This is a genomic window from Pseudomonas sp. TWI923 (assembly GCF_039673365.1).
Lineage (GTDB): Bacteria > Pseudomonadota > Gammaproteobacteria > Pseudomonadales > Pseudomonadaceae > Aquipseudomonas > Aquipseudomonas sichuanensis.
Genome location: NZ_JBDJLM010000074.1, coordinates 1 through 24,726 on the forward strand (window position 1 = coordinate 1; position 24,726 = coordinate 24,726).

Below are 24,726 nucleotides of genomic sequence, written 5' to 3' on the forward strand. Positions count from 1 at the left end.
AAATTTTTTGGGGGGGCACGCCCGCACCTCTTTTTTCTGTTTTCCCCAAACCTTGGTGGGTGGGGGTTGCCCCCGCGATTTGGCCCGAACAGGCTATGCCTGGCGCAGGAATGGATAATCCGTATACCCCTCAGCCCCATTGGCATAGTCGAACTGCGCCCGGTGCGCGTTCAGCGGCGCCTGCTGCTGCAGCCGTTCGACCAAATCCGGGTTGGCAATGAACGCCCGGCCAAAGGCCACCGCATCGATCAACCCGCGTGCAAGCAAGTCTTCTGCTTTCTCGGCGGTGTAGGCGCCCGCAGCGACGATCACCCCGGGATAGGCAGCGCGGATCGCCTCTCGGAACTCATCGCGCAGCGGCTTGCCACCGGCCCAGTCCGGCTCGGACAGGTGCAGGTAGGCCAGGTTGCGCTTGGCCAGTTCGCCGATCAGGTACAGCCCCGCGGCTTCCTGATCTTCACCGTTATCGATGCCATTGAAACCGCCCAGCGGGAAGATGCGGATACCCACGCGCTCGGCGCTCCACTGGGCAATCGCGGCATCGACCGCTTCGAGCACGATGCGCGCACGGTTTTCCACGCTGCCGCCGTAACGGTCGTCGCGGGTGTTGGCGCTGGGGGTCAGGAACTGGTGCAGCAGGTAACCGTGGGCCGCATGCAGCTCAATGAAATCGAAGCCGGCTTCGCGGGCATTGGCCGCTGCCTGGCCAAAGTCGGCGACGATGCCGGCGATCTCGGCTTCGCTCAAGGCGCGTGGGGTCGAGGTGTCGACGCGGATGAGCTGGCTGTTCTCGTCGCGCAGCGTGGTGCGCGCATTGGCCGGCAAGGCAGAAGGCGCCACCGGCGCTTCGCCACCTGGTTGCAGCGAGGTGTGCGACACCCGCCCGGTGTGCCACACCTGCACTGCGCTGTGCCCGCCGCGCTGGTGGATGGCCTCGTTGACCTGGCGCCAGCCGGCGATCTGCTCGGCGGTGTGGATGCCGGGCGAACCGGAATAGCCCTTGGCCTGGAACGAGATCTGCGTGGCTTCGCTGATGATCAGCCCGGCGCTGGCCCGCTGGCCGTAGTACTCGGCCATCATCGCGGTCGGCACGTCGCCCGGCTCCAGGCTGCGCAGGCGGGTGAGGGGGGCCATGAAGACTCGGTTGGGCAGGGTCAGAGGGCCGATTTTGAGAGGTTCGAAGAGTTTCATTGGGGCTGCCATCGCAAGGTGTTTTCGATGGCGCGCACGATACCGAGATGATTGGGGAAAGGGGCTCCCGATACCCCGGCATGGCGCTCCCCAATGCTCGGCAAAGGCATCAAGGATGCAGTGTCGGCGCCATCATTCGTTCAAGCCCCGCGTAATCCTTGTGCCCCACCGGCACCAGCCCGGTGGCGTCCTGGGACGCCACGAACCCGGCCAATGCCTTGGGATCATCGAGCATCGCCCGGCGCAGGCGCTGCTTCAGCGCCGGGCACAGGCTGGCACTGAACACGTAGGGGTCGTAGCGGATTGGCGCCGAGCGCCACAGCACGCGCAGCTTTGCCGGGTCGATAGCGTGGCTGGCCAGGTAGGCGTCGGCCCGCTCGCTGGCGACAAAGGCGGCATCGACCCGCCCTTCGAGCAGCGCATCGAGCGCCTTGTCATGGTTGCCGGCGTACACCAGCGCCGCGAAGTAACGCGGCAGTGGAGTGCTGACCAGGGCGGCGAACTCGACGCTGGGCACCAGGCTGCCCGAAGTGCTGGCCGGGTCACTCAGCGCAACCCGCGTGCCGCGCACGGCGTTGAGGCTGCTCGGGCCGTCGGCGCGGGTCAGCAGCAGCGCCTGGTAATGGTTGCCCGCCGGGGTATAGGTGCCAGCGGCGAGGGTGTAGGTGGCGAACGGCTCGATGCGCCGGTCACGTTGGCGGGCGAGGATATAGGAGGCCGGCCCCAGCCGGGCGATGTCGGCGCCGCCGGACACGATGGCATCCACCACGCTTTCGTAGGAGGCACTGATCACCAGTTCCACCGGCACGCCGACGGCCTTGCTCAGGCGCTCGACCAGGGGCTGGTGCTCGCGGGTCATGGCTTCGACGTTTTTGATCGGGATCACCGCCAGGCGCAGGCTGTGGGGCGTGCAGTTGGCCAGCGCGGGGCCCGCCAGCAACTGCGCCAGCGCCAGGGCGCCGAGGGATTTCAGTACACGCATGCCTTGTCCTCGTTGCCGATGAAGGGGGGGTATTCGTGCAACTGGGCCGGCGACAGCGGCCGGCTGAAATGGTAGCCCTGGGCGATGTCGCAGCCGGCGAGTTTCAGGCACACCACCTGTTCGCGGGTCTCGACGCCTTCGGCCACCACTTCCAGGCCCAGGCGCTTGGCCAGGATGATGGTCGAAGACACGATCGGGCTGTCGTCGTAGCTGTTGCACAGCGGCGCGATCAGCGAGCGGTCGATCTTCAGCCTGGACAGCGGCAGTGCCTGCAGATGGGCAAACCCTGCATAGCCACGGCCGAAGTCGTCCAGGCTGATACCGATGCCGGCGGCGCGCAGGCGATGCAGGTGCTCCACCGCCGTGCCCTGGGGTTCGAGCACGGTGGTTTCGGTGATCTCCAGTTCCAGGCGCTGGGGGGCGATGCCGTAGTAATCGAGTTCGGCCAACAGCCGGGCGCTGAAGTCACCCTGGCGCAGTTGCAGCGCCGACACATTGACCGCCAGGTGCGCGGCCTGATCGCGCGCAGCCCAGCGTGCCAGCTCTTCGCAGGCCAGGCGCAGGACCTCCCAGCCCAGTTCGACGATGAACCCGCTGCGCTCGGCCAGGCCGATGAAACGGTCGGGGTAGAGCAGGCCGAATTGCGGATGGTCCCAGCGCACCAGCGCTTCGTAGCCCAGCACCTGCAAGGTGTCGAGGCGGATCTGCGGCTGAAAGTGCAGGACGAACTGGCGCTCGCCCAGGGCGCTGCCAAAGGCCTGCTCGAGGGTGAACGCCTGGATGTCGGAGAGGTTCAGCGACGGGTCGAAGAAGCGGTACTGGGCACGCCCGGCCTGCTTGGCCGAATACATGGCGGCGTCGGCGCAGCGGATCAGCGCGTCGATGTCCTGGCCGTCGCGGGGGCAGATGCTCACGCCCACGCTGGGGCTGGTGTTGACCTCCTGGCCGTCGAGGGCGTAGGTGGCCGAGAGTTTCTCCACCAGGGCGCGCACCCAGCCGTCGATCTGCTCCTCGCTGCGCTCGCCGGCCAGCAGCACCACGAACTCGTCGCCGCCAAAGCGCGAGGCCTCGTCGCCGGGCTCCAGCAGGCGCTGGATACGCCCGGCCACGGCCTGCAACAGCAGGTCGCCGATCTTGTGCCCGAGGGAGTCGTTGATCGACTTGAAGCGGTCCATGTCGATGAACAGGATGGCCAGCAACCGGCGCTTGCCGCGCTGGCGGGTGAGCGCCTGGGCGGCCACTTCGACGAACTGGCGGCGATTGTGCAGGCCGCTCAAGTGGTCGGTGGCGGCGGCATGGCTGCTGCGCCGGTGCTCGTCTTCCAGGCGGCCGATCAGTTGCTGGTTGACCTGCTGCGCGTACTCGAGCTCGGTGAAGGCCTCCTGGCGTTTGTGCAGCAGGCGCAGGCCCCAGGCCAGGCTGGTGAGGATCAGCAGGGTCATGCTCAGGTTCAGCCAGAACTGGCGATTGGTGGTGCGGCTGGCGGAGGCGAGGATTTCGTCCTGGCGCTGGCTGACCATCACGCTGAAACCGCGCTCGGGCATGCGCCGATACAGGCTCTGGAAGGCGCCGTCGAGGCTGTACTGGGTGAGCTGGCCGGCGTCTTCGCCGCTGCCCGGCAGCCCAGGTACCAAAGTCTGGCCGGCCACCACCACGCCGCTGCTGTCGATGCGCAGACGCTCCTGGCCGTCGTCCTGCAGCAGGCGCACCAGACCGCTGCGGCCCAGGTCGATGTGCTGGAACAGTACCGCCAGGTAGCCGATGTCCAACTGCACCACGAGGATGTTGTCGATCTCGCGGCCCGGCAGGTCGGTCAGTGGCAGCAGGAACGGCAGGCGCCAGTTGGGCAGGGTGCTGTTGCCCGCAGGCTGGGCGCGGGGCAGGAAGGCCTTGAAGCCGTACTGCCCGACATGCCGCTTGAGCTGGTCGAGCCAGGCCTCGGGCAGTTGCCCGGGCTCGTCGGCATGGCTGGAGGAGAGCAGCCGGCCATGGCGGTCGTACAGGCTCATGCGCTTGAACACCGGGTCTTCGGCCAGCAGCCGGGCCAGGCTCAGGTTGCCCTGGCGCAGGCGCTTCATGTCGTCCTGGGTAACGCGGCCCACGGCCTGGGCACGGTCCACCAGCTGACGCAGGTTTTCGCCGACGATACTTGCCAGGTTCAGATGTTCGGCAGCTTTTGCCGACAGTGCATCCTGGCGCGTGGCGGCTTTCTGGTTGATGTGCAGCCCCCAGAGGAAGGTCAGGGTGACGGCGCACAGCATCAACAGCAGCAGCGGCAACAGCCCTGCGGATGAGAGAGAACGGCGGATCACTGCTGGTTTTCCCCTGCCCTGGGTGAGCGCTGAAAAATACGACAGAAAGATGACAGGCTAATGACTGGTGGCACATTGCCTCATTCCAGTCATGGGACCTGTAGGAGCGGCCTTGTGCCGCGAAAGGGCTGCGCAGCGGCCCCATGGATTTTGTGGCGAACCAAAAATCCGGGGGCCGCGCTGCGGCCCTTTCGCGGCACAAGGCCGCTCCTACAAAAACCGCGAATCCTGGCCCTTGCCGCGACAAGTTGTCTGCTTGACTTCAAGCGATGTAACAAGAGTTGTATCTTGACTTGATAGTCAATTTTTGTGATCGTGCGCGCCCTTCGCGCTTCACAAGCACCAGAACAAAGCATGGGCAGCGCCTGACTGCCCAGAGGATCAACCATGTCCAACCGTGAAATTTCCCGGCGTTCGTTCCTGCAAGGCGGGCTGATCGCCGGTGTCGGCGTGACCATGGCGCCGCTTGGCAGCCAGGCCTTCGCCGCCCTGATGGAAGACCGCGTCACCACCTCACCGCAAAAGTGGATGAACCACGACGGCAAGGCGCGCTTCCGTAACGACGCGCTGTCCAAGGTGTGCGGCAACAAGGTGTTCGCCCGTGACATCCGCGCCAAGGACATGCCCGGCTGGCCGCAGCAGCAGGGCCACGCCATGCTGCTCAAGGCCACCAAGGCCGACCGCATCTACGCAGGCTACGACCTGTCGCTGCTGGGCGCCGAGCTGCAGCCGGACCGCATCGTCACCGCCGACGACCTGAAAAAGGACGGCATTGCCTGGCCCGAAGCCCACTCGCCGGACCCGCTGCTGCCCCCCGGCCAGGTGCCGATGTTCATCGGCCACCCGGTGGCGATCCTCATCTGGAACGACTTCGAGCGCTTTCGCAAGGCCAAGCTCAAGCTGCAGTTCAACGACCAGGCCATCCGCTACGGCGCCCAGGCCCCGCTGTACCAGCGCGACCCTTACGGCAGCTTCCGCTTCGTGCGCGTGGGCGGCAACACGCCGTTCGACGAGGACGAATACTCGAGCCTGAAGAACACCATGCTGTTCCCCACCATCCTCGCCCGCAAACCGGTGTGGACCGCCGAGCCCAAGCAGCACGGCAACCTCACCGAGCAGGGGATGTTCTACGCCCAGCGCATCGACGAGCAGCTCAAGCAGCCGCCGGAAAACTGGCTGCTGTTCGACGAGCGCTACAAGACCCCGTCGATCGAGCCGGCGGCGCTGGAGCCGGACAACGGCAACGGCTGGTACGACCCGGCTACCGGCACCCTGCATTTCGTCGTGGCCACCCAGTGCCCGTTCGAAGTGGCGCAGGAATGCGTGCACATGATCAAGCCGTCGCGCTTCGGCCTGAAGAACCTGAACATGCACCCCGGCTACACCGTGGGCTACGGCTCCAAGGACAACAACATCTTCGTGTTCTACGCCGCCGTCGCTGCCTTGTACGGCGCGGGCGTGCCGATCCGCCTGGCCAACGACCGCTACGAGCAGTTCCAGAGCGGCATCAAGCGCCACCCGTTCGACATCCGCTACCAACTGGCGGTGGACAAGAACGACCTGAGCTTCAAGATCTTCCGCGCCGACATGAGCGTCGACGGCGGCGGGCGCATCAACTACAGCCCGTCGGTGGCGGCAGTGGGTGCCACCGCGGCGCAGTCGATCTACTACATGCCGCAGAACGACTTGTCCGTCACCGCCTACCACTCCCGTGGTGTCGAGGCTGGTTCCATGCGCGGCTACGGCACCCTGCAGAGCATGGCCGCCACCGAGATGATGGTCGATGAGATTGCCGACCGCCTGGGTGTCGATGCCATCGAGCTGCGGCGCAAGAACGCGCTCAAGTCGGGCATGAAGAATACCCAGGGTGCGGTCCCGGCCGGTGCCCTGCGCCTGCACGAGATCCTCGACAAGGCCAGCGCCCATGAGTGGTGGAAAAACCGCCATGAGCGCAAGCGAGCCATGGACGCCAAGGACCACGACAACTGGTATGGCGTGGGCTTTGCCATCACCCAGAAAGACTTTGGCACCGGCTCGGAAGCGCCGATGGCGGCGGTGGAGTTCACGGCCGACGGCCAGATCACCCTGCGCCACATCGGTACCGAACTGGGCACCGGCATGTCGACCTCCCAGGCCCTGGTGGTCAGTGACTTTCTCGGCCGCGTTGCCGACCAGGTGCAGACCGCCCAGACCGAATGGCCAGAGCTGCAACTGAGCACCAGCGGCAACCCCTACCTGATCAGCCAGGCCGAGCAGGACGCCGCGCTACGCAACCCGCGCTGGGTCGGCAAGCTGGCGTCGCCGTCGTCGGCGACCAACTCGGCGTTCTACTTCAGCCACGCCACCCGCGAAGCGGCCCGCGTGCTGTTCAACCACGGCCTGTGGCCGGCGGCCATGGCCCTGTGGCGCCAGGGCCCTTATGGCGGCCAGGCCAACCCGCTGGTGGTGCGCCGCGAGAACGCGGTGTGGGTCAACGGTGAACTGACCGGTAACGGCCTGGCACCGATTCCGTTCGCCACGCTGGCCAGGAAGGCCCATGAAATGGGCCTGGTCACCGGCGTCAGCGTGCACGGCTTCAACCGTTGGAGCTGGGCCGAGGCCGACTTCGTCATCGACGGCGTGCGCGAGCGCCTGCCGCTCGATGCCCTGGCGGTCAAGTACGGCGACGGCGCGGTGAACGCCAAGAAAGCGCAGATGAACAGCGCCGGCTTCCACCTGCTCGACCGGCAGAACGCCATGTACCCGGCGACCCAGCTGAACAACGCCATGGTCACCTACTACAGCCCGGTGGCGACCATCGTCGAAGTGAAGGTGAACAAGGGCAGTGGCGAGGTGAGCGTGCTCAACCACCACAGCTGGGTCGAGTGCGGCCGGGTGCTGGTGCCCGAGCTGGTCAAGGGCCAGCTCGAAGGCGGCATCGCCATGGGTATCGGCCACGCGTTGCTGGAAGAAATGCCCTTGTACGAGGGTGGCCCGGGTGAGGGCGACTGGAACTTCAACCGCTACCGCCTGCCGATGGCCAAGCATGTGGCGGTGTGGCAGCAGACCTCGGAAATCCTGCCGCCGTTGTCGCCCACCGACCCGTCCAAGGGCATCGCCGAAGTGGTGATGATCCCGGTGGTCGGCGCCATCGGCAACGCCGTGGCCCATGCCATCGGCAAGCGTGTCCGCGACCTGCCCATCACCCCCGCCCGCGTCAAGGAGGCCCTCAATGGCTGACCGCAAGCTGCAACTGACCCTCAACGGTCAACCTGTCGTCACCGAAGTGGTCCCCGATGACCTGGCGATGCTCGACTATCTGCACGAATACCAGAACCTCACCGGCTCGCGCCTGGGCTGCGGCCAGGGCATCTGCCATGCCTGCGTGGTGATCGTCGACAACCCCGACGGCACCAGCGAGGAAGTGCGCACCTGCATCACCGGCGCGCATTACTTCGAGGGCAAGAAGGTGCGCACCATCGAAGGCCACGCCAAGCGCGACGAGGCCGGCAACCTCACCGAGCTGAACCCGATCCAGCAGAAGTTCGTCGACCGCTTCGCTTTCCAGTGCAGCTACTGCGCCCCAGGCTTCGTCAACGCCGCCACCGTGCTGGTGGAGAAGGCGCAGCGCAAGCCGCTGAAAAAGAGCGAGCTGGAAGACGCCATCGAAGCCAGCCTCGGCCACCATGTGTGCCGCTGCACCGGCTACGTGCGCTACTACGAGGCCACCCGCGATGTGCTGGGCGACCTCGGCCTGGTCAAGGAGGGCTGAGCATGACCCGTGTTTTCAATGGCCTGGCCCTGGCTGTAGGCCTGGTGCTGGCGTGCGGCGCGCAGGCGGCGGATGAGCAACTGGTCAAGCGCGGCGAATACCTCGCCCGCGCGGCCGACTGCATGGCCTGCCACACGGCCGAGGGCGGCGCGCCCTATGCCGGCGGCCTGCCGATCCATTCGCCGTTCGGTACCATCTACGGCACCAACATCACCCCGGACAAGCAGTACGGCATCGGCAACTACAGCACCGACGAATTCTTCGCCGCCCTGACCGAGGGCAAGCGCAAGGATGGCGCCAACCTGTACCCGGCCATGCCCTACACCTCGTACCACCTGGTCAAGCGTGAGGACTCGGACGCCATCCACGCTTACCTGATGACCGTGGCACCGATCAATCGCCCGGCACCGCAAACCAGCCTGAGCTTCCCGTTCAACGTGCGCACCGGCCTGATGGGCTGGAACATGCTCTATGGCAAGAGCGTGCAACTGGAAGAGGGCAAGGGCAACAGCGAAGCCTGGAAGCGCGGCCAGTACATGGTCGAAGTGCTCGGCCACTGTGGCGAATGCCATACCCCGCGCAACCCGATTGGCGCGCTGCAGCAGGACAAGCGCCTGACCGGCGGCCTGCTGCTGGGCTACCTGGCGCCGAGCCTGCTGGCCAAGGACCTGGCCGAACGCGGCTGGAACCAGGCGGACCTGGCCACCTTCCTCAAGCACGGCATGAGTGCCCAGGGCAGCATGTTCAACGAGATGTACCCGGTGGTGCACCACAGCACCCAGCACCTGGAAGACAGCGACCTGTCGGCCATGGCCACCTACCTGCTGGGCGACCAGCCGCCGGCGGCCAAGGTGGTGCAGGCGGTGGCCCATGAAACCCTGGGCGAAAGCGCCAAGCGCGGTCGCCAGCAGTACCTCAACGTCTGCGCCGGCTGTCACGGCGTCGATGGCGAGGGCAAGCCACACATCGCCGTGGCCATGCAGGGCAACACCGTGCTGCGCCAGGCCGACTCGCGAAACCTGGTCAAGGCCATCGTCGACGGTATCCGCGAACAGCAGTTCACCGGCTTCGAGCGCATGCAGCCGATGCCGGGTTTCGCCGACAAGCTCGACGACCAGCAGCTGACCGACATGGTCAACTACCTGCGTGAAGCCTGGGGCGGTTTGCCGGGCGACCTGACCACCCAACAGCTGGCCCAGCTGAAGGCGGACTGACGTGCAGCATCTCGACCTGCAGGTGGTGCAACAGGCGGCGCAGTGGTCGCGTGACGGCTTGCGCGTATGGCTGTGCACCGTGCTCTGCACCTATGGCTCGGCGCCCCGCGCGCCGGGCTCGTTGCTGGCCGTGAGCGAGGGCGGGCACTGGGTGGGGTCGCTGTCCGGCGGTTGTGTCGAGGAGGACTTCCTCGAACGCGTCGCCGCCGGCGAGTTCGTCGATGCCGTTGCCGTCGTGCGCTATGGCGACGGCAGCGACACCCGTTCGAACATCCGCCTGCCCTGTGGCGGCATTCTCGATGTGCTGGTCGAGCACCTGCCGGGGGATTGCGACACCCAGGCTCACCTGGCGCAACTGGAGTCGGCGCTGCTGGGCCGGCGCCGGTTGTTGCGCGAGGTGAACCTGCGCAGCGGTACGCGCCAGTTGCACGACGATCAAAGCCAGGGGCCGCGGGTGGAGCAGGGCGAAGCCAGCGTGCGCCTGCGCGTTGGCGCCGCCCAGCGCCTGCTGCTGGCGGGGTATTCGAGCGTCGCGCACTTCTGCGCCGAGTTCGGCAAGGGCCTGGGCTTTGAGGTAGTGCTGTGTGATCCGCGTGACGAGGTAATGGACAACGTGGTGCTAGACGGGATAGAAATCCGCCGGGAACTGCCCTCGCTATTCATCGCCAACGGTGGCTGCCACCGCGACACGGCGGTGGTGGCGCTCACCCATGACCCGAAGATCGATGACCTGGCCATGCTCGAAGCCGTACAGACCGAAGCTTTCTATATAGGCGTGATGGGCTCACGCGCCACCTCGGAAAAACGCCGTGAACGCCTGCGCCGCATCGGCGGCCTCGGCGATGCCGAGATGGCCCGCATCCACGCGCCCATCGGCCTCAACCTGGGCAGCAAGACCCCAGCGGAAATCGCCCTGGCGGTGCTCGCCGATATCCTGCGGACCCGTAGCGGCATTGGCCGCGAGGCACTGTGACGGTCGTCGCGCTGGTACTGGCGGCGGGGCAGGGCTCGCGCTTTGGCGCGGACAAGCGCCGCGCCGTGCTTGGTGATGGCCGCAGCTTGTTGCAGCACAGCGTCGAGCGGGCCCTGGCGGTGTTCGACGAGGTGCGGGTGGTACTTCGCGACGGCGAGAGTGCCGACGTGCTGGGGTTGCCTGCCACTTGTTACATCGTCCCTAGCCCCGATGCGGGTTTGGGCATGGGGCACAGCCTGGCGGCCGGTGCTGCTTCGTTGAGCGACTGCGATGCTCAGGCGGCGGCCATCGTGCTGGGGGACATGCCCTGGATCTTGCCGCAAACCTACCGTCGCCTGGTCGAGGCGACGGATCCGGGAGCTATCGTGGTGCCGCGCTACCAGGGCCAGAACGGCCATCCGGTGCTGTTCGGCCATGATTATTGGCCTGAGCTGGCCAAGCTGTGCGGTGATGAAGGGGCGCGCTCGGTGCTGCAACGGCACCGTGATCGCGTAAGGGGGTTGGACGTGGACGACAGTGGGGTGTTGCGCGACGTCGATACACCTGCTGCGCTGGTTCAGGGCATTTCTCGATCGCTGTAGGAGCGGCCTTGTGCCGCGAAAGGGGCGCGCAGCGGCCCCAGGCTCTCGAATTACCTCTAGTATTGCTGGGGCTGCTGCGCAGCCCTTTCGCGGCACAAGGCCGCTCCTACAGAGGTTGCGACGTCGCATAGAATCACGCCACCGGTGAGGGCGAACCTTCAAACGCTCATCCGGTGGCCTCCTAGCAGGGACCCAATTACCCACCCCAGGCACAGGAGTACAGCAATGACTACCTCACCTGACGACAAACGCCCACAACGAGACCCGGCCGAAGACAACGCCTTCTTTCCCTCGCCGTATTCCCTCAGCCAGTTCACGTCCAGCAAGTCCGACCTCAGTGGCGCCAACTACCCAGCCCCTTATAAAGGCGGGCGCTGGAAAATCCTGCTGATCGGTGCCGATGAGCGCTACCTGCTCACCGACAACGGCACGCTGTTCTCCACCGGCAACCACCCGGTGGAAACCCTGCTGCCCATGTACCACCTGGACAAGGCCGGCTTCGCCTTCGACGTGGCCACCCTGTCGGGCAACCCGGTCAAGTTCGAATACTGGGCCATGCCCGGTGAAGACAAAGAGGTGCTGGGCCTATTCGGGCGCTACCGCAAGGCGTTCAAGCAACCACGCAAGCTGGCCGAGGTGCTCGAGGGCTCGCTGGCCGACTACATCGGTGTGTTCATCCCCGGTGGCCATGGCGCGCTGATCGGCCTGCCGCACAGCAAGGAAGTCGGGCAAGTGCTGCAATGGGCCGCCGACCACGACAAGTTCGTCATCAGCCTGTGCCACGGCCCGGCCGCGTTGCTGGCCGCCGGGCACCTGTACAAGGGCTACAAGATGTGTGCCTTCCCCGATGATCTGGATGCCAAGACCCCGGACATCGGCTACATGCCCGGCCACCTGACCTGGAAGTTCGGCGAGCGCCTCAAGGCCTGTGGCGTCGAAATCATCAACGACGGTATTTCCGGCGCCGTTCACCAGGACCGCAAGCTGCTCACCGGCGACAGCCCGCTGGCGGGCAATGCGCTGGGCAAACTGGCCGCCGCGGCGCTGCTCAAAGCTGCCAACGGCGGGTGATCGGCACGCTTGTCACTACAGTGGCGCCTTGGGCGGCTCAGCCCTCGTGCGCCACGCTCAACACCACCTTGCCGATGTGCCGGCCCGACTCCATCAATGCATGGGCCTGGCTGGCCGCCGCCAGCGGCAGGGTGGCGTGGATCAGCGGCTTGACCGCGCCACTGTGCACGTGGTGCCAGGCCTGAGCCTGCAGCTCGGCGAGAATCGCCGCCTTGTCGTCGGCACTGCGGGCACGCAGGGTCGAGCCGATATGGGTCAGGCGCTTGGTCAGCATGGGGAACAGGTTCACCTCGCTGGCCGGCCCTTTGATCACGCCGATCTGCACGATGCGCCCATCCATCGCGGCGGCCTGGAAGTTCCGCGCCACGTAGTCGCCGGCAATGATATCGACGATTACATCCACGCCCTTGCCCTGGGTGTGCAGCATCACCTGCTCGACGAAGTCTTCGCGGGTGTAGTCGATGGCCACATCAGCGCCCAGTTCAAGGCTGGCGGCCTGCTGGGCTGCGTCCTTGACCGTGGTGAAGATCTGCCTTGCACCAAAGGCCTTGGCCAGTTGGGTGGCGGTGGTGCCGATGCCCGAGGCGCCGCCATGGATCAGGATGCTGTCACCGGCCTTGAAACCGCCGCGCTGGAACAGGTTGACCCATACGGTCATGAAGGTTTCCGGCAGCGCCGCCGCTTCGATCATGCTCAGCCCCTGGGGCAGGTGCGCGGTGGTGCGCTCATCGGCCACGGCGTATTCGGCATAGCCGCCACCGGTTACCAGGGCCAGCACGGCATCGCCGAGGGCGAAGCGACTGACCTGTTCGCCCAGTGCCACCACCTTGCCTGCGATTTCCAGGCCGGGGATGTCCGAGGCACCGGCGGGTGGGTCGTACAGGCCCTTGCGTTGCAGCAGGTCCGGGCCGTTGACGCCGGCGGCGTGGACCTCGATCAGGACTTCGCGCGGGCCAGGCCGTGGCGTGTCGCGGGTGGTCGGCTGCAGGACCTGCGGGCCGCCGGGCTGGGTGATCTCGATGGCAGTCATGTGGCGGGGGAGGATGTGACGCATGGTGACCTCTGTCATTCTGAACAACGTGCCGCACAGGGTAGGCAACAACCTCCCGGCGGTCGCGCGGCGATTTTGCGGCGCACCGTTGCAGATTTTCTTCGAGGAACGCGCTGATGAATTGGGATGACGCACGCATGCTGCTGGCACTGAGCCGCGAACGCACCTTGCGCCGGGCGGCGCGGGTGCTGCGGGTCGATCAGGCCACGGTGGGGCGGCGGGTGGCGGCGCTGGAAGCCGACCTGGGCTCGACCCTGTTCCTGCGTACGCCCGCGGGTTATCAATTGACGGCCAGCGGCGAACTGGCGGCGGAACTGGCGCAGCAGATGGAGCGCGCGGCGCTGGAATTGGCCGCACGGCTGCAGGGCACCGACAACGAGCTGGCCGGGGAGGTGCGCATAGCGACCACCGATTCGCTGGCCTGCGACTTTGTCTTGCCGGCCCTGGCGCAGTTGCAGCAGAGCCATCCGCAGATCCGGGTGATCCTTGCCAGTGGCTCGGAGCTGGTCAACCTGTCCCAGCGCGAAACCGATATCGCCATCCGCAACCTGCGCCCCGACAACCCGGACCTGGTCCTGCGCAAGCTGGCCAGCTGGTCGCTGGGCCTGTTCGCCAGCGACAGCTATGTGCAGCGCTGTGGCGAGCCGGGCGAGGGCGAGGGTTTCAACGGTCATGAGCTGGTGGTCTACGAGCCGTATTGGCGCGGCAACCCGTCACCGACTTTGGTGGATGAGCCGATAGGCCAGGCGCGGGTGGCGCTGGCGGTGGGCTCGAACCTGATGTTGCGGCGGGCGATCGCCAGCGGTTTGGGTATCGGTGAAATCCCCATCGAGCTCGGCGAGCGCGACGGCCTGCGCCGGCTGTGGCCGGCCCGTGCGCGACGCAAGCCCTATGAGGTGTGGCTGGTCACCCATCAGGACTTGCGCCACACCGCACGGGTGCGGGTGGTGATCGAGGCGCTGGTACGTGCCTTCGCCATGCCATCGGCTGGCTGACGAAGGCACCTGTTCAACTGCGCACGAACGCCAGCAGATCGGCGTTGATGGTCTCGGCATGGGTGGTCGGCATGCCGTGGGGGTAGCCCTGGTAGAGCTTGAGCGTGCCGTTGCGCAGCAATTCGGCCGAGCGCACCCCAGCGTTTTCATAGGGGACGATCTGGTCGTCATCGCCATGCATCACCAGTACCGGGATGTCGATGCGCTTGAGGTCTTCGCTGAAGTCGGTCTGGGAGAAGGCGACGATGCCATCGTGGTGCGCCTTGGCGCTGCCCATCATGCCCTGGCGCCACCAGTTCAGGATCACCCCTTCGGCCGGTTTCGCCCCGGGCCGGTTGTAGCCGTAGAACGGCCCGGCGGGCACATCGTGGAAGAACTGCGCGCGGTTGGCCGCGACCTGGGCCTGGAAATCGTCGAACACCGATTTCGGCAGGCCGCCGGGGTTGCTCTCGGTCTGCACCATCAGCGGTGGCACCGCGCTGATCAGCACGGCCTTGGGCACCTTGTCCTGCGGATGGCGGGTGAGGTAGCGGACCACTTCGCCACCGCCGGTGGAATGCCCGACATGCACGGCGCCCTGGCTGCCCAGGTGGTTGACCACGGCTGCCACGTCGTCGGCGTAATGGTCCATGTCGTGGCCATCCCACACCTGGCTTGAGCGGCCATGGCCACGGCGGTCATGGGCGATCACCCGGTAGCCGCGTGCCAGGAAGTAGAGCAACTGGGCATCCCAGTCGTCAGCGCTGAGCGGCCAGCCGTGGTGGAAGTGAATGGCCTTGGCGTCCCGTGGCCCCCAGTCTTTGTAGAAGATTTCCACACCGTCTTTCGTCGTGACGTAGCCCATGATCGCTTCTCCTGTGTGATGAGCCTGCGCAGGCAGCCTGAGTTGTAAGGCCGTCGAACAACTGTAGGAGCAAACGGCGTTTGCCTATGACCTTCCGTCTTGTAATGAACCCCGCGCAGGTGCAGAATTCACGCCAATTACGTAATACGTACCACGCAACGAAGTATTGGAGACAGCATGGCCCGGGCCGGCATCAGCAAAGCGCAAGTTCAGCAGGCTCAGCAATCGCTGATGGCCAGGGGCGAGCATCCCACCATTGATGCAATACGTATCGAACTTGGTAATACCGGCTCTAAAACCACCATTCACCGGCACCTCAAATCCCTTGAGCAGCAGCCCGTCGGGCTGGCTGACAGCACCAGCCTGAGCGAGCCGCTGACGCGGCTGGTCGCGCAACTGGCGGCGCAACTGCAAAAAGAAGGGCAGGCGCGCATCGACGCGGCCGAGGCGCTGCACAACGAACAGTGCGCGCAGTTGCAGCTACAACTGCAGCTGAGCCAACGCGCATTGGCCGCTGCCCATCAGCAGCACCAGGTTCAGGCCAGTGCCTTGCAGGCCGAGTCGGACAAACTGGCCACCACCCAGGCCAGCCTGCAGGCGGAACTGTTGCGCAGCGCCAGCCTTGATCAGGCGCTCGGTGAGCTGCAACTGCGCCTGGCCGACAAGGACGCGCAAATTCGCTCGCTTGAAGACCAGCAGCGGCGTGTCGACACCCAGGTGCGGCAGTTGCAGGGCCAGTTGCAAACCCTGCAGCAGGGTGGCATCGCCCGTCAGGAAGAGCTGACCCGCCTGCACCGCGACAACGAACGCCTGCTGGCCGAGCAGCGCCAGGCGGTTGCGCAATGCACTCTGCTTGACGGCCAGCTGGAGCAACGCGATGCCCAGGTGCAGGGCTTGCGCGCGATCCTTGCCCAGGCCCAGGGTGCCGGCGAAGAACTGCGCCGTCAGTGCGCCGAGCGCGACCAGCAACTGGCCCAACTGCGCGCCATCCAGCAGGGGGCTGCACCCCCTGAGCTGCCACCGGGCAGGCTATAGTCATTGCCGTCGAGGGTTGGATGACAAGGGATCCAGATGTGCGCAGCCAGGAAGCAGACTGAGGAGGGCGCCTTTGCCGTGACCGGCGAGGGCCGTGCCGTGGCGTTGTTCCGCCTGGTGCTGGGTTTCATGGCCGTGGTGATGTTGGCCTTCATGCTGATCGAGGGCTGGCGGATCTGGCGCGATTACCGCCAGGCCTTTTTCAACGCCGAGAACGCGGTGACCAACCTGGCCCGGGCCACCGCCCAGCACGCCGAGGATGCCATCCGCCAGGTCGACGCCATTACCGCGGCGCTGGCCGAGCGCCTGGAAGGCGATGGCTTCGAGCACATCGACCGGCCGCGCCTGCATGCGTTGCTCAAGCAGCAGGTGCAGATCATGCCGCAACTGCACGGGTTGTTCGTCTACGCGCCGGACGGCAGCTGGGTGGTCACCGACCAGGACGTGGTGCCGGCCAATGCCAACAACGCCGACCGTGACTATTTCATCTACCACCGCACCCACGCCGACCGCCAGGTACGCATCGGCGAGGTGGTGCGCAGCCGCTCGACGAATGACCTGATCATCCCCATCTCGCGCCGCCTGGACTACCCTGACGGCCGCTTTGCCGGGGTGTTGCTGGGCACTATCAAGGTCGATTGGTTCGTGCGCTACTACGGCGACTTCAAGATCGACGAGCGCGGCGCCCTGGTGTTGGCCAAGCGCGACGGCACCATCCTCGTGCGCCGGCCATTCGTCGAGCAGGTGATAGGCCGCAGCCTGGCGGGCAGCGATATCTTCCGCAAATACCTGCCCTATGCCAGCGAAGGCGTGGCCGAGGCGGTGGCGGTGGTCGATGGCACTCCACGCTTGTATGGCTTTCGCGCGTTGTCGAGCTACCCGTTGGTGGTGGAGGCGGGGTTGTCCCGCGAGTCGATCATCGCGCCGTGGCGCCATGACATGCTCAAGTCGCTGGTGGTGCTGGTTTTGCTGTTGGTCGGGGTGGCCGGCTTTGGCTGGGTGGTGCTGCGTCAGTTACGCGAACGCATCGTCATCGAGCGGGCGTTGCACCAGGCACACCAGACGCTCAAGGCGCTGGCCCTCACCGACAGTTTGACCGGGCTGGGCAACCGCCGGCGGCTGGACGCGGTGCTGGAGCCGGAGCTGCGTCGGGCGCGTCGGCAGGGCTATGCGGTGGCGCTGGTGATGCTCGACCTCGACTATTTCAAAGCCTACAACGACCGCTATGGGCACCTGGCCGGCGATGAGTGCCTGCGGCGTTTTGGCGGGCTGTTGAAGCAAGTGCTCAAGCGCCCGGGCGACCTGGCGGTGCGCTATGGCGGCGAGGAGTTCACCCTGTTGCTGCCCAATACCGATGCCCAGGGCGCCAGCCAGATCGTCCAGGAAGTCCTGCAACTGCTGCGCCGCCAGGCCATCGAACACGCTGGCAGCCCGCTGGGGCAGGTGTCGGTCAGTGCCGGCATCGCCGTGGGGGCGCCCACCCTGGAGGCGGTGACACCAGAAAACCTGATGGCTGCGGCGGATGCGGCGCTGTATCAGGCCAAGCACCAGGGCAGGGACCGGTTTTGCCTGGCGGGCAGTGTGGAGGTCGGTGTGCAGCCCTGAGCGTCTAAACGGCTAGCCGCATGGCACAACGATCTTCAAGCCCATGCGCCCGTTCGCCTGCCAATATCGTTTTGAGGCGCTGATCCAGCGCTTTATCCCCCAGCCGTTCGAACCCATAACGCTGGTAGAACGGCCCATTCCACGGCACTTCGCCAAAGGTGGTCAGGGTCACTGCCTGCAGCCCGAGCTGGCGCGCCGCTGTTACCGCCCGATCCAGTAACTGCCGGCCAAGGCCTTGGCCCTGGGCGTCCTGGCGGACCGACAGCTCATCGATGTGCAGCACCGCGTCGACACGGTTGGCACACAGGAAACCCAATGGCCGGTCCTGCGCATCCACCGCCACCCAGCTGGTGCCCGCCAGGAAAAATTCGGCATGCGCTGCTTCATCCATGACCTCGCTGTCGGCCAGCCAGGCCAGTGTCGGGTACTGCCTGAACGCCTGGGCGGCGGAGCGTTCGATGGCGGGCAGCAGGGGGAGGTCGGTGGCGAGGGTGGGGCGAACGGTCATGGCAGGGGCTCGAGGTGGGTAGTGGGATTGTGCCTTAAAGCCAGAGGTGATCAAGATCGATGCTGGCCTGGGCCGGCCTAATCGCTGGCAAGCCAGCTCCCACAGGGTTATGCGATCGAGGTAGGCGCAACTGTATTTGTAGGAGCGGCCGTGCAAGTTCGTTGTGTGGGAGCTGGCTTGCCAGCGATTAGGCCTGTCGAGAGTACTTGCATTGTAATTGTTATAACGTAACATTTGTAGCTCTCACCGACCAAGGTCTCCCTCCGTGATCCGCAGAAACCCCTCCGGCCATCTCCCCGAAATCGCCGCCTCGGCCTACATCGACCACACCGCGATCATCTGCGGCAAGGTGATCATCCACGACAACGTGTTCGTTGGCCCCTACGCGGTGATCCGCGCCGACGAGGTGGATGCCAGCGGCGACATGCAGCCCATCGTCATCGGCGCCAACTCCAATATCCAGGATGGCGTGGTGATCCACTCCAAGTCCGGCGCCGCCGTGCGTATCGGCGAATTCAGCTCCATTGCCCATCGCTCCATCGTGCACGGCCCGTGCGAGGTCGGCGACCGGGTGTTCATCGGCTTCAACAGCGTGCTGTTCAACTGCAAGGTGGGTGACGGCAGCGTGGTGCGGCACAACTCGGTGGTCGATGGCCGCGACTTGCCGGCGCGTTTCTACGTGCCGCCCACCGAACACATCGGCCCGCACACCGACCTTGCCAGCTACCCGCCGGTGAGCGTTTCGGCCTCGGAGTTCTCCGAGGACGTGGCGCGCACCAACATCGACCTGGTGCAGGGCTACAAGGCCCTGCACAACGAGTTCTGAGCATGGACACGTTGCTGGTACGCAATGCCCGGCTGGTCAACGAGGGGCGTGAGTTCGACGCCGACTTGCTGGTGCGCCGCGGTCGCATCGAGCGGATCGACGCAAGCATCGACAACGTGCGCGCAGATCGGGAGATTGACGCCAAGGGCGCCTTCCTGCTGCCGGGGATGATCGACGACCAGGTGCATTTTCGCGAACCGGGCGCGCCGCACAAAGGCAGCATCGCCAGCGAGTCGCGGGCGGCGGTGGCCGGGGGCATCACCAGTTTCATGGACATGCCCAACACCAGCCCGCCGACCCTGACCCGCGAGGCCCTGGCCGACAAGCGGCGCCGGGCGGCGGCGGGGTCGCAGGCCAACTATGGCTTTCACTTCGGCGTCAGCCGCGACAACCTCGACACCATTGCCGCCCTCGACCCACGCGAGGTGGCCGGGATCAAGGTGTTCATGGGGGCGTCCACCGGCAACCTGCTGGTGGACGACCCGCAGGTGCTGGAAAAACTGTTCGTCTATGCGCCGACCATCGTCCTTGCCCATTGCGAACACACGCCCAGCATCCTCGACAACGAGGCCTGGTGGCGTGACCGACACGGCGAGTTCATCCCACCGGCCGCGCACCCGCTGATTCGCGATGCCGAGGCCTGCTATCGCTCGTCCAGCCTGGCCGTCGAGCTGGCCCGGCGCTTTGGCACCCGGCTGCACGTGCTGCACCTCACCACCGCGCGGGAGCTGGCATTATTCGAGCCCGGCCCGCTGGCCGGCAAGCGCATCACCGCCGAGGTGTGCCTGCACCACCTGCATTTCGACGACAGCGACTACGCCAGCCTCGGCCATCTGATCAAGTGCAACCCGGCGATCAAGACCGCCAGCGACCGCGAAGCGCTGCGCCGGGCGCTGGCCGAGGACCGCATCGACGTGATCGGCACCGACCATGCGCCGCACACGCTGGAGGAAAAGCGCCGAACCTACAGCCGCGCGCCGGCCGGCTTGCCGCTGGTGCAGCACGCGTTACCGGCGGCGCTGGAGCTGGTCAGCGAGGGGGCCTTGAGTTTGGCGCAGATGGTGCGCAAGACCAGCCACGCGGTGGCCGAGCTGTTCGCCATTCGTGAGCGAGGCTTCTTGCGTGAAGGGTATTGGGCCGACTTTGCCCTGGTAGAGCGCCTGGCTGTGCCGCGCCCGGTGGCGGCCGATCCAGTGCTGGCCCCTTGCGGCTGGACGCCGTTTGCGCAGCGCAGTTTTCACCATGTGGTGCGCAGCACGGTGGTCTCCGGGCAATTGGCTTGGCACGAGGGGCGGGTGCAGGACGGCTGCCAGGGGCTGCCATTGATGTTCGAGCGCTGACCGATTCTGGGGCTGCTGCGCAGCCCTTTCGCGGCACAAGGCCGCTCCTACAGTGGGACGCGATGCCCTGTAGGAGCGGCCTTGCGCCGCGAAAGGGGCGCACCGCGCCCCCCGAAATTCAACAGGAGTACACCAATGACCGAAGACGAACTGCTGCGCCAGCCTGTCAGCGCCTACATGAACGAACCTCAACGCCAATACTTCCGCAATCTGCTGCTGGCCGAACGCGACGCGCTGCAGGCCCGCATCGACAGTGAGTTTCGCGCCCTGCGCGAGCAGGAAGTGCACAGCGACCCGGCCGATATCGGCAGCGCCGAGGAAGAACGCCATTGGCAGCTACGCTCGCTGGAACGCGAAAAGAAGCTGCTGGACAAGATCGACCAGGCGCTGGAGCGCCTGGCCCGTGGCGAGTACGGCTGGTGCGAGGAAACCGGCGAGCCGATCGGCCTGCGCCGCCTGCTGCTGCGGCCCACCGCCAGCCTGAGCATCGAGGCCAAGGAGCGCCAGGAGCTGCGGGAGCGGCATCTGCGCCACGACGGTTAATCGCTGTTCAGCGCCAGGGCCTGCAGCTGCCAGCGCACCGAGCTCACGCCTTTCTCCAGGCTCACCCGGCTGACCAGGCGTTCCAGCGTGGCGGGCGCCTGCGGATTGCCCAACAGTTCGGCGCGCACTTCCAGGCGCGCCGGGTCGGCCAGGTCCTCACTGTGCAGCGACTGCAGGCGCAGGCCTGGGTCGCTGAGGCTGTGCAGCATCAGGCTGCGCACCTGGATCTCGTCCTCGGCGCGGCAGACGATGCGCACTTCGAAACGCTGCTCGACCTCGCTGGCCGGCACCACCTCCTGGCGGTCCAGGCGTTGGGCGATGTCACGCAGCAGGATATTGGCGCACAGCACCACCAGGCTGCCCAACGCGGCCTCCAGCAACAGGCCAAGGCTGCACAGCACCCCGACCGCGGCGGTGCACCAGAGGGTCGCGGCGGTGTTCAGGCCGCGTACGTTGAAGCCGTCGCGCATGATCACGCCACCGCCCAAAAAGCCGATGCCCGACACCACATAGGCGGCGATGCGCGAGGCATCGCTGGGGCTCATGCCCGGCACGGCCTGGGTCATCAGCACGAACAGGCAGGCGCCGGTGCTGACCAACGCGTTGGTGCGCAGGCCGGTCAGGCGCTGACGCAGTTGCCGCTCGGCGCCGATCAGCGCGCCGAGTACCAGGGCCACGCTCACGCGCAGCAGAAAGATTTTCCAATCCATAGCGAACCTCGTTCCACAGGCCTTGGCCCATGCAGGCGCCGCTTGCACGGCGGCGCGGGTGAAAACGGTGAATGCGCAGGACCACGGGCCGGCACGCCAACGAAGTGGCGGGGCGGGGAAGAGGAGGAAGGGTAGGTCGTCAAAGACCTGAGGAAACCACCGTCTACCGAGTGCGGCGAGACAGTGGCAGGGACACTGCCGGACTAGCTCGCCATGTGGGCCTGTCGCAAGCGACTGGGGCTACTGTCCAATGCAGGGGTCTCCTGTGCGGGGGATGCTTGAATGCGCGGCGGACCTTACGCCTTGAACCTGGCAGGGTCAAGGCTGGGCGCATGACAATTGTGTTACGGCGGGCGCGTGCAGGTGGGCGGCCTTCATGGAACATCGGCGTTGGGCAATGGTACCCTTGCGCTTTTCGTTGCCAACCCCCGGACCGTCCCATGCTGTTCAATCTCGCCGTGCTGTTCGGCACCCTGGTGGCCATGGAGGGCGTCGGCACGCTGGCCCACAAGTACGTCATGCATGGCTGGGGCTGGTGGCTGCACCGCTCGCACCATGAACCGCAGCTGGGCATGCTGGAAACCAATGACCTGTATCTTGTCGCCCTGGGCTTGATCGCCACGGCGCTGGTGGCACTGGGCAAGGCCGGGCACGCGCCTTTGCAGTGGGTGGGCGGCGGCGTGGCGGGGTATGGCGTGGCCTACGTGCTGGCCCATGACGGCTTTTTTCACCGGCATTGGCCACGGGCGCCGAAGCCGGTCAACCGTTACCTCAAGCGCCTGCATCGGGCGCATCAGTTGCACCATGCGGTGAAAGGCCGTCAGGGCAGTGTGTCGTTCGGGTTCTTCTATGCGCCGCCGTTGCGGATTTTGAAACAGCAGTTGAAGCGCCGGCAGCGCTGAGGGCCGCGAAGCGGCCCCAGGATCTCAGCGTGAAAGCAGAAATCGCCGGGGCTGCTCTGCAGCCCTATCGCGACACAAGGCCGCTCCTACAGTGGACGTGCAAAGTCCTTGGATCAGCTTACGGCCTTCTGCTCGGTAACCGTCTCCACTCCACGCCCCCGGCTCACCCACCAGCCAAAGGCCCCCGCGGTAAAGAACATGATCAGGCTGTAGATCGCCGCTGGCACTGCCATGGTCGCGTTGTTCAAAAGCGAAGGGCTCAGTGCCAGGGCAATGGCCAGGGTGCCGTTGTGGATGCCGATTTCCATGCCGATGGCGATCGCCTGGCGTTTCGGGATGCTCAGCAGCCGTGGCAGCCAGTAACCCACCCCCAGGCTGAGTACGTTGAACAGCAGCGCGGCGCCACCCACGATCGGTGCGTACTCGACCACCGTCTGCCAGTCCTTGGCCAGCGCCAGGACGATGGTGAAGGCCAAAAATAGCGCCGCCACCAGCTTCATCGGTTTCTCCATGCGCGCGGCAAAGCGCGGCGCCCAGTGGCGGATCAGCATGCCCAGCGCCACCGGCAGCAGGACAATGGCGAACACCTGCATCACCTTGGCGAATTGCAGCGGGATGGCTTGGTCCGACTCCATGAACCAGATCAGCGACAGGTTGACCAGCAGCGGCATGGTGAGGATGGCGATCAGCGAGTTCACGGCCGTGAGGGTGATGTTCAGGGCCACGTCGCCATGGGCCAGGTGGCTGAACAGGTTGGCGGTGGTACCGCCAGGGGAGGCGGCCAGCAGCATCAGGCCCACTGCGAGCGCCGACTCCAGGCCAAAGCCGTTGGCGATCAGGAAGCAGACCAGGGGCAGCAGCAGGATCTGGCAGGCCAGGCCGATGACCACGGGTTTGGGGTATTTCACCACCCGGGCAAAATCGGCCAGGGTCAGCGACAGGCCCAGGCCGAGCATGATGATGCCCAGGGCCAGTGGCAGGATTGCGGTGAGCAGCGGCGAGGCGGTCATGGGTGGTCTCTCGGGCGAAGGATCCCGAGCAGTCTAGGTGGCGGCTGAACGATAGCTAATCGCAAAGGGCCATACTTGGTAACCATTTATTACCAAAGCCACGGACACAGCGGCCCTGCGCCGCGTTGCGATGCTGCGCCTGGCGCAGTAGCATCTGCGTTTTGCCGAAGGATTAGCCTGTCATGCCGTTCCAGCAAGGTCTGCTTGCCACCCCGGTGCCGGCCCATGCCCGCCACCTGTTCTTCGCCCTCGATTGCCATGAGGCCTTGCCCACCGTGCTCGACCAGCTGATCGCCGAAGTCGATGGGCAGAGCCTGATCCTCTGCGTCGGCGCGCCGCTGGCCAAGGCCCTGGGCCGCGAAGTGCCGGGCCTGCGCAGCTTCCCGCAACTGGACGCCGTGGTGGAGAACCCGGCGACCCAGCACGCGCTGTGGTTGTGGCTACGCGGCGAGGAGCGCGGCGAGCTGTTCCTGCGTGCCCAGGCGCTGCAAGCGATGCTGGCGCCGGCGCTGCGCCTGGTCGATAGCGTCGATGGTTTCCTGCACCGCGGCGGGCATGACCTGACGGGGTACGAGGACGGTACGGAAAACCCGGTGGACCAGGACGCGGTCGATGCCGCCATCGTTCCAGGTGACGTACCTGGCCTGGCTGGCTCCAGCTTTGCCGCGTTCCAGTTGTGGAAGCATGACCTGAACTACTTCAAGGCGCTGCCGCAGGATGAGCAAGACAACATCATCGGGCGGCGCCTGAGCGACAACGAGGAGCTCGATGATGCGCCGGAGTCGGCGCACGTCAAGCGTACGGCCCAGGAGAGCTTCGAGCCCGAGGCGTTTGTCGTGCGGCGTTCGGTGGCTTGGGCCGATGAGCGTGGGGCGGGGCTGGCGTTTGTTGCGCTGGGGTATTCGCTGGATGCGTTCGAGGTGCAGTTGCGGCGTATGAGTGGGTTGGAGGATGGGGTGGTTGATGGGCTTTACCGCTTCAGCCGGCCTTTGAGTGGGGGTTATTACTGGTGTCCGCCGATGGGTGAGGCGGGGGCTGATTTGCGGGTTTTGTTGGGGTGATTCTGGTTGCCATTAGCCATTAGCCATTAGCCATTGGTTTGTTGGTTTGTTGGTTTGTTGGTTTGTTGGTTTTGAAAGTTGTATGCGCATTCATATGTGATGTCGACGCTTAGTCACCTTTCCGCCCTTACGGCGGGTTACTTTTTTTCTTGGAAAAAAGTAACCAAAAACCGCTCGCTCCATTCATACGGCCCTCCGCTGCGCTCCGGGTCCCTTCGCTC

The 24,726-nt window shown here is 65.8% G+C and carries 23 protein-coding genes; 15 read left to right on the forward strand and 8 right to left on the reverse strand.

Going from position 1 to position 24,726, the window contains the following annotated elements:
- Window positions 1–93 precede the first annotated feature (93 nt).
- The 3 genes from ABE459_RS21475 to ABE459_RS21485 form a co-directional block, all read right to left on the reverse strand.
- Window positions 94–1,191: an alkene reductase gene (locus ABE459_RS21475; protein WP_258706508.1), complete on the reverse strand. Its 1,098-nt coding sequence runs from the start codon at window positions 1,189–1,191 to the stop codon at window positions 94–96.
- A gap of 109 nt (window positions 1,192–1,300) precedes the next feature.
- Window positions 1,301–2,173: a phosphate/phosphite/phosphonate ABC transporter substrate-binding protein gene (locus tag ABE459_RS21480; protein ID WP_323830955.1), complete on the reverse strand. Its 873-nt coding sequence runs from the start codon at window positions 2,171–2,173 to the stop codon at window positions 1,301–1,303.
- Entirely contained in the window at window positions 2,161–4,485 is a 2,325-nt protein-coding gene (locus tag ABE459_RS21485) for an EAL domain-containing protein (RefSeq protein ID WP_323830956.1), read from the reverse strand. Before ABE459_RS21485 ends, ABE459_RS21480 begins: the two co-directional genes overlap by 13 nt.
- 387 nt (window positions 4,486–4,872) lie before the next feature.
- On the opposite strand from ABE459_RS21485, the gene ABE459_RS21490 reads away from it, so the two are divergent.
- The 6 genes from ABE459_RS21490 (at window position 4,873) to hchA (ending at window position 12,075) form a co-directional block, all read left to right on the forward strand.
- The gene (locus ABE459_RS21490; protein ID WP_323830957.1) at window positions 4,873–7,704 is read left to right on the forward strand and encodes a xanthine dehydrogenase family protein molybdopterin-binding subunit; all 2,832 of its coding nucleotides are present in this window, start codon (window positions 4,873–4,875) and stop codon (window positions 7,702–7,704) included.
- Entirely contained in the window at window positions 7,697–8,236 is a 540-nt protein-coding gene (locus ABE459_RS21495) for a (2Fe-2S)-binding protein (protein WP_110992682.1), read from the forward strand. Before ABE459_RS21490 ends, ABE459_RS21495 begins: the two co-directional genes overlap by 8 nt.
- A 2-nt stretch (window positions 8,237–8,238) precedes the next feature.
- Window positions 8,239–9,450, forward strand: coding sequence for a cytochrome c (locus ABE459_RS21500; RefSeq protein WP_279847838.1), 1,212 nt, complete (start codon window positions 8,239–8,241; stop codon window positions 9,448–9,450).
- 1 nt (window position 9,451) lies between these two features.
- Window positions 9,452–10,423, forward strand: a complete 972-nt coding sequence (locus ABE459_RS21505; protein WP_323830958.1) for an XdhC family protein — start codon at window positions 9,452–9,454, stop codon at window positions 10,421–10,423.
- Complete coding sequence (locus tag ABE459_RS21510) at window positions 10,420–11,004, forward strand: nucleotidyltransferase family protein (RefSeq protein ID WP_323830959.1); 585 nt, start codon at window positions 10,420–10,422, stop codon at window positions 11,002–11,004. Before ABE459_RS21505 ends, ABE459_RS21510 begins: the two co-directional genes overlap by 4 nt.
- 225 nt (window positions 11,005–11,229) lie before the next feature.
- The gene (gene hchA / locus ABE459_RS21515; protein ID WP_323830960.1) at window positions 11,230–12,075 is read left to right on the forward strand and encodes a glyoxalase III HchA; all 846 of its coding nucleotides are present in this window, start codon (window positions 11,230–11,232) and stop codon (window positions 12,073–12,075) included.
- Between the two features lie 37 nt (window positions 12,076–12,112).
- Here the strand turns inward: hchA and ABE459_RS21520 are convergent, their stop codons facing one another.
- A complete protein-coding gene (locus ABE459_RS21520) occupies window positions 12,113–13,105 on the reverse strand; it encodes an NAD(P)H-quinone oxidoreductase (RefSeq protein ID WP_323830967.1) in 993 nt (330 codons plus the stop codon).
- A gap of 22 nt (window positions 13,106–13,127) precedes the next feature.
- On the opposite strand from ABE459_RS21520, the gene ABE459_RS21525 reads away from it, so the two are divergent.
- Window positions 13,128–13,256 (forward strand): hypothetical protein, encoded by a 129-nt coding sequence (locus ABE459_RS21525; RefSeq protein ID WP_258646458.1) that lies wholly within the window; start codon window positions 13,128–13,130, stop codon window positions 13,254–13,256.
- Entirely contained in the window at window positions 13,243–14,121 is an 879-nt protein-coding gene (locus ABE459_RS21530) for a LysR family transcriptional regulator (protein WP_323830961.1), read from the forward strand. Before ABE459_RS21525 ends, ABE459_RS21530 begins: the two co-directional genes overlap by 14 nt.
- 13 nt (window positions 14,122–14,134) lie before the next feature.
- Here the strand turns inward: ABE459_RS21530 and ABE459_RS21535 are convergent, their stop codons facing one another.
- Window positions 14,135–14,965, reverse strand: coding sequence for an alpha/beta hydrolase (locus tag ABE459_RS21535; protein WP_323830962.1), 831 nt, complete (start codon window positions 14,963–14,965; stop codon window positions 14,135–14,137).
- A 177-nt stretch (window positions 14,966–15,142) separates the two neighbouring features.
- Between ABE459_RS21535 and ABE459_RS21540 the strand changes: the two genes are divergently transcribed.
- Both ABE459_RS21540 and ABE459_RS21545 read left to right on the forward strand, forming a co-directional pair.
- Window positions 15,143–16,000 (forward strand): DNA-binding protein, encoded by an 858-nt coding sequence (locus ABE459_RS21540; protein ID WP_323830963.1) that lies wholly within the window; start codon window positions 15,143–15,145, stop codon window positions 15,998–16,000.
- A gap of 36 nt (window positions 16,001–16,036) precedes the next feature.
- A complete protein-coding gene (locus ABE459_RS21545; protein ID WP_125858540.1) occupies window positions 16,037–17,605 on the forward strand; it encodes a sensor domain-containing diguanylate cyclase in 1,569 nt (522 codons plus the stop codon).
- A 4-nt stretch (window positions 17,606–17,609) separates the two neighbouring features.
- Here the strand turns inward: ABE459_RS21545 and ABE459_RS21550 are convergent, their stop codons facing one another.
- The gene (locus ABE459_RS21550) at window positions 17,610–18,113 is read right to left on the reverse strand and encodes a GNAT family N-acetyltransferase (RefSeq protein ID WP_258706518.1); all 504 of its coding nucleotides are present in this window, start codon (window positions 18,111–18,113) and stop codon (window positions 17,610–17,612) included.
- Between the two features lie 265 nt (window positions 18,114–18,378).
- On the opposite strand from ABE459_RS21550, the gene ABE459_RS21555 reads away from it, so the two are divergent.
- From ABE459_RS21555 to dksA, 3 genes are all read left to right on the forward strand, one after another.
- Window positions 18,379–18,939, forward strand: coding sequence for a carbonate dehydratase (locus tag ABE459_RS21555; protein WP_110996531.1), 561 nt, complete (start codon window positions 18,379–18,381; stop codon window positions 18,937–18,939).
- Window positions 18,940–18,941: 2 nt separating this feature from the next.
- Window positions 18,942–20,279 carry a dihydroorotase gene (locus ABE459_RS21560; RefSeq protein ID WP_323830964.1) on the forward strand — a complete coding sequence of 446 codons (1,338 nt, stop codon included), beginning with the start codon at window positions 18,942–18,944 and terminating at the stop codon, window positions 20,277–20,279.
- 135 nt (window positions 20,280–20,414) lie between these two features.
- Entirely contained in the window at window positions 20,415–20,822 is a 408-nt protein-coding gene (dksA, locus tag ABE459_RS21565; protein ID WP_258706520.1) for an RNA polymerase-binding protein DksA, read from the forward strand.
- Here the strand turns inward: dksA and ABE459_RS21570 are convergent.
- Complete coding sequence (locus ABE459_RS21570; protein WP_125464000.1) at window positions 20,819–21,532, reverse strand: MgtC/SapB family protein; 714 nt, start codon at window positions 21,530–21,532, stop codon at window positions 20,819–20,821. The genes dksA and ABE459_RS21570 overlap by 4 nt on opposite strands.
- Window positions 21,533–21,972: 440 nt before the next feature.
- On the opposite strand from ABE459_RS21570, the gene ABE459_RS21575 reads away from it, so the two are divergent.
- Window positions 21,973–22,434 (forward strand): sterol desaturase family protein, encoded by a 462-nt coding sequence (locus tag ABE459_RS21575; RefSeq protein ID WP_323830965.1) that lies wholly within the window; start codon window positions 21,973–21,975, stop codon window positions 22,432–22,434.
- Between the two features lie 113 nt (window positions 22,435–22,547).
- Here the strand turns inward: ABE459_RS21575 and ABE459_RS21580 are convergent, their stop codons facing one another.
- Window positions 22,548–23,444, reverse strand: coding sequence for a bile acid:sodium symporter family protein (locus ABE459_RS21580; protein WP_125464002.1), 897 nt, complete (start codon window positions 23,442–23,444; stop codon window positions 22,548–22,550).
- A 182-nt stretch (window positions 23,445–23,626) separates the two neighbouring features.
- Here ABE459_RS21580 and ABE459_RS21585 point away from each other — a divergent pair, with 182 nt between their 5' ends.
- Window positions 23,627–24,505 (forward strand): Dyp-type peroxidase, encoded by an 879-nt coding sequence (locus tag ABE459_RS21585; protein WP_125464003.1) that lies wholly within the window; start codon window positions 23,627–23,629, stop codon window positions 24,503–24,505.
- Window positions 24,506–24,726 lie beyond the last annotated feature (221 nt).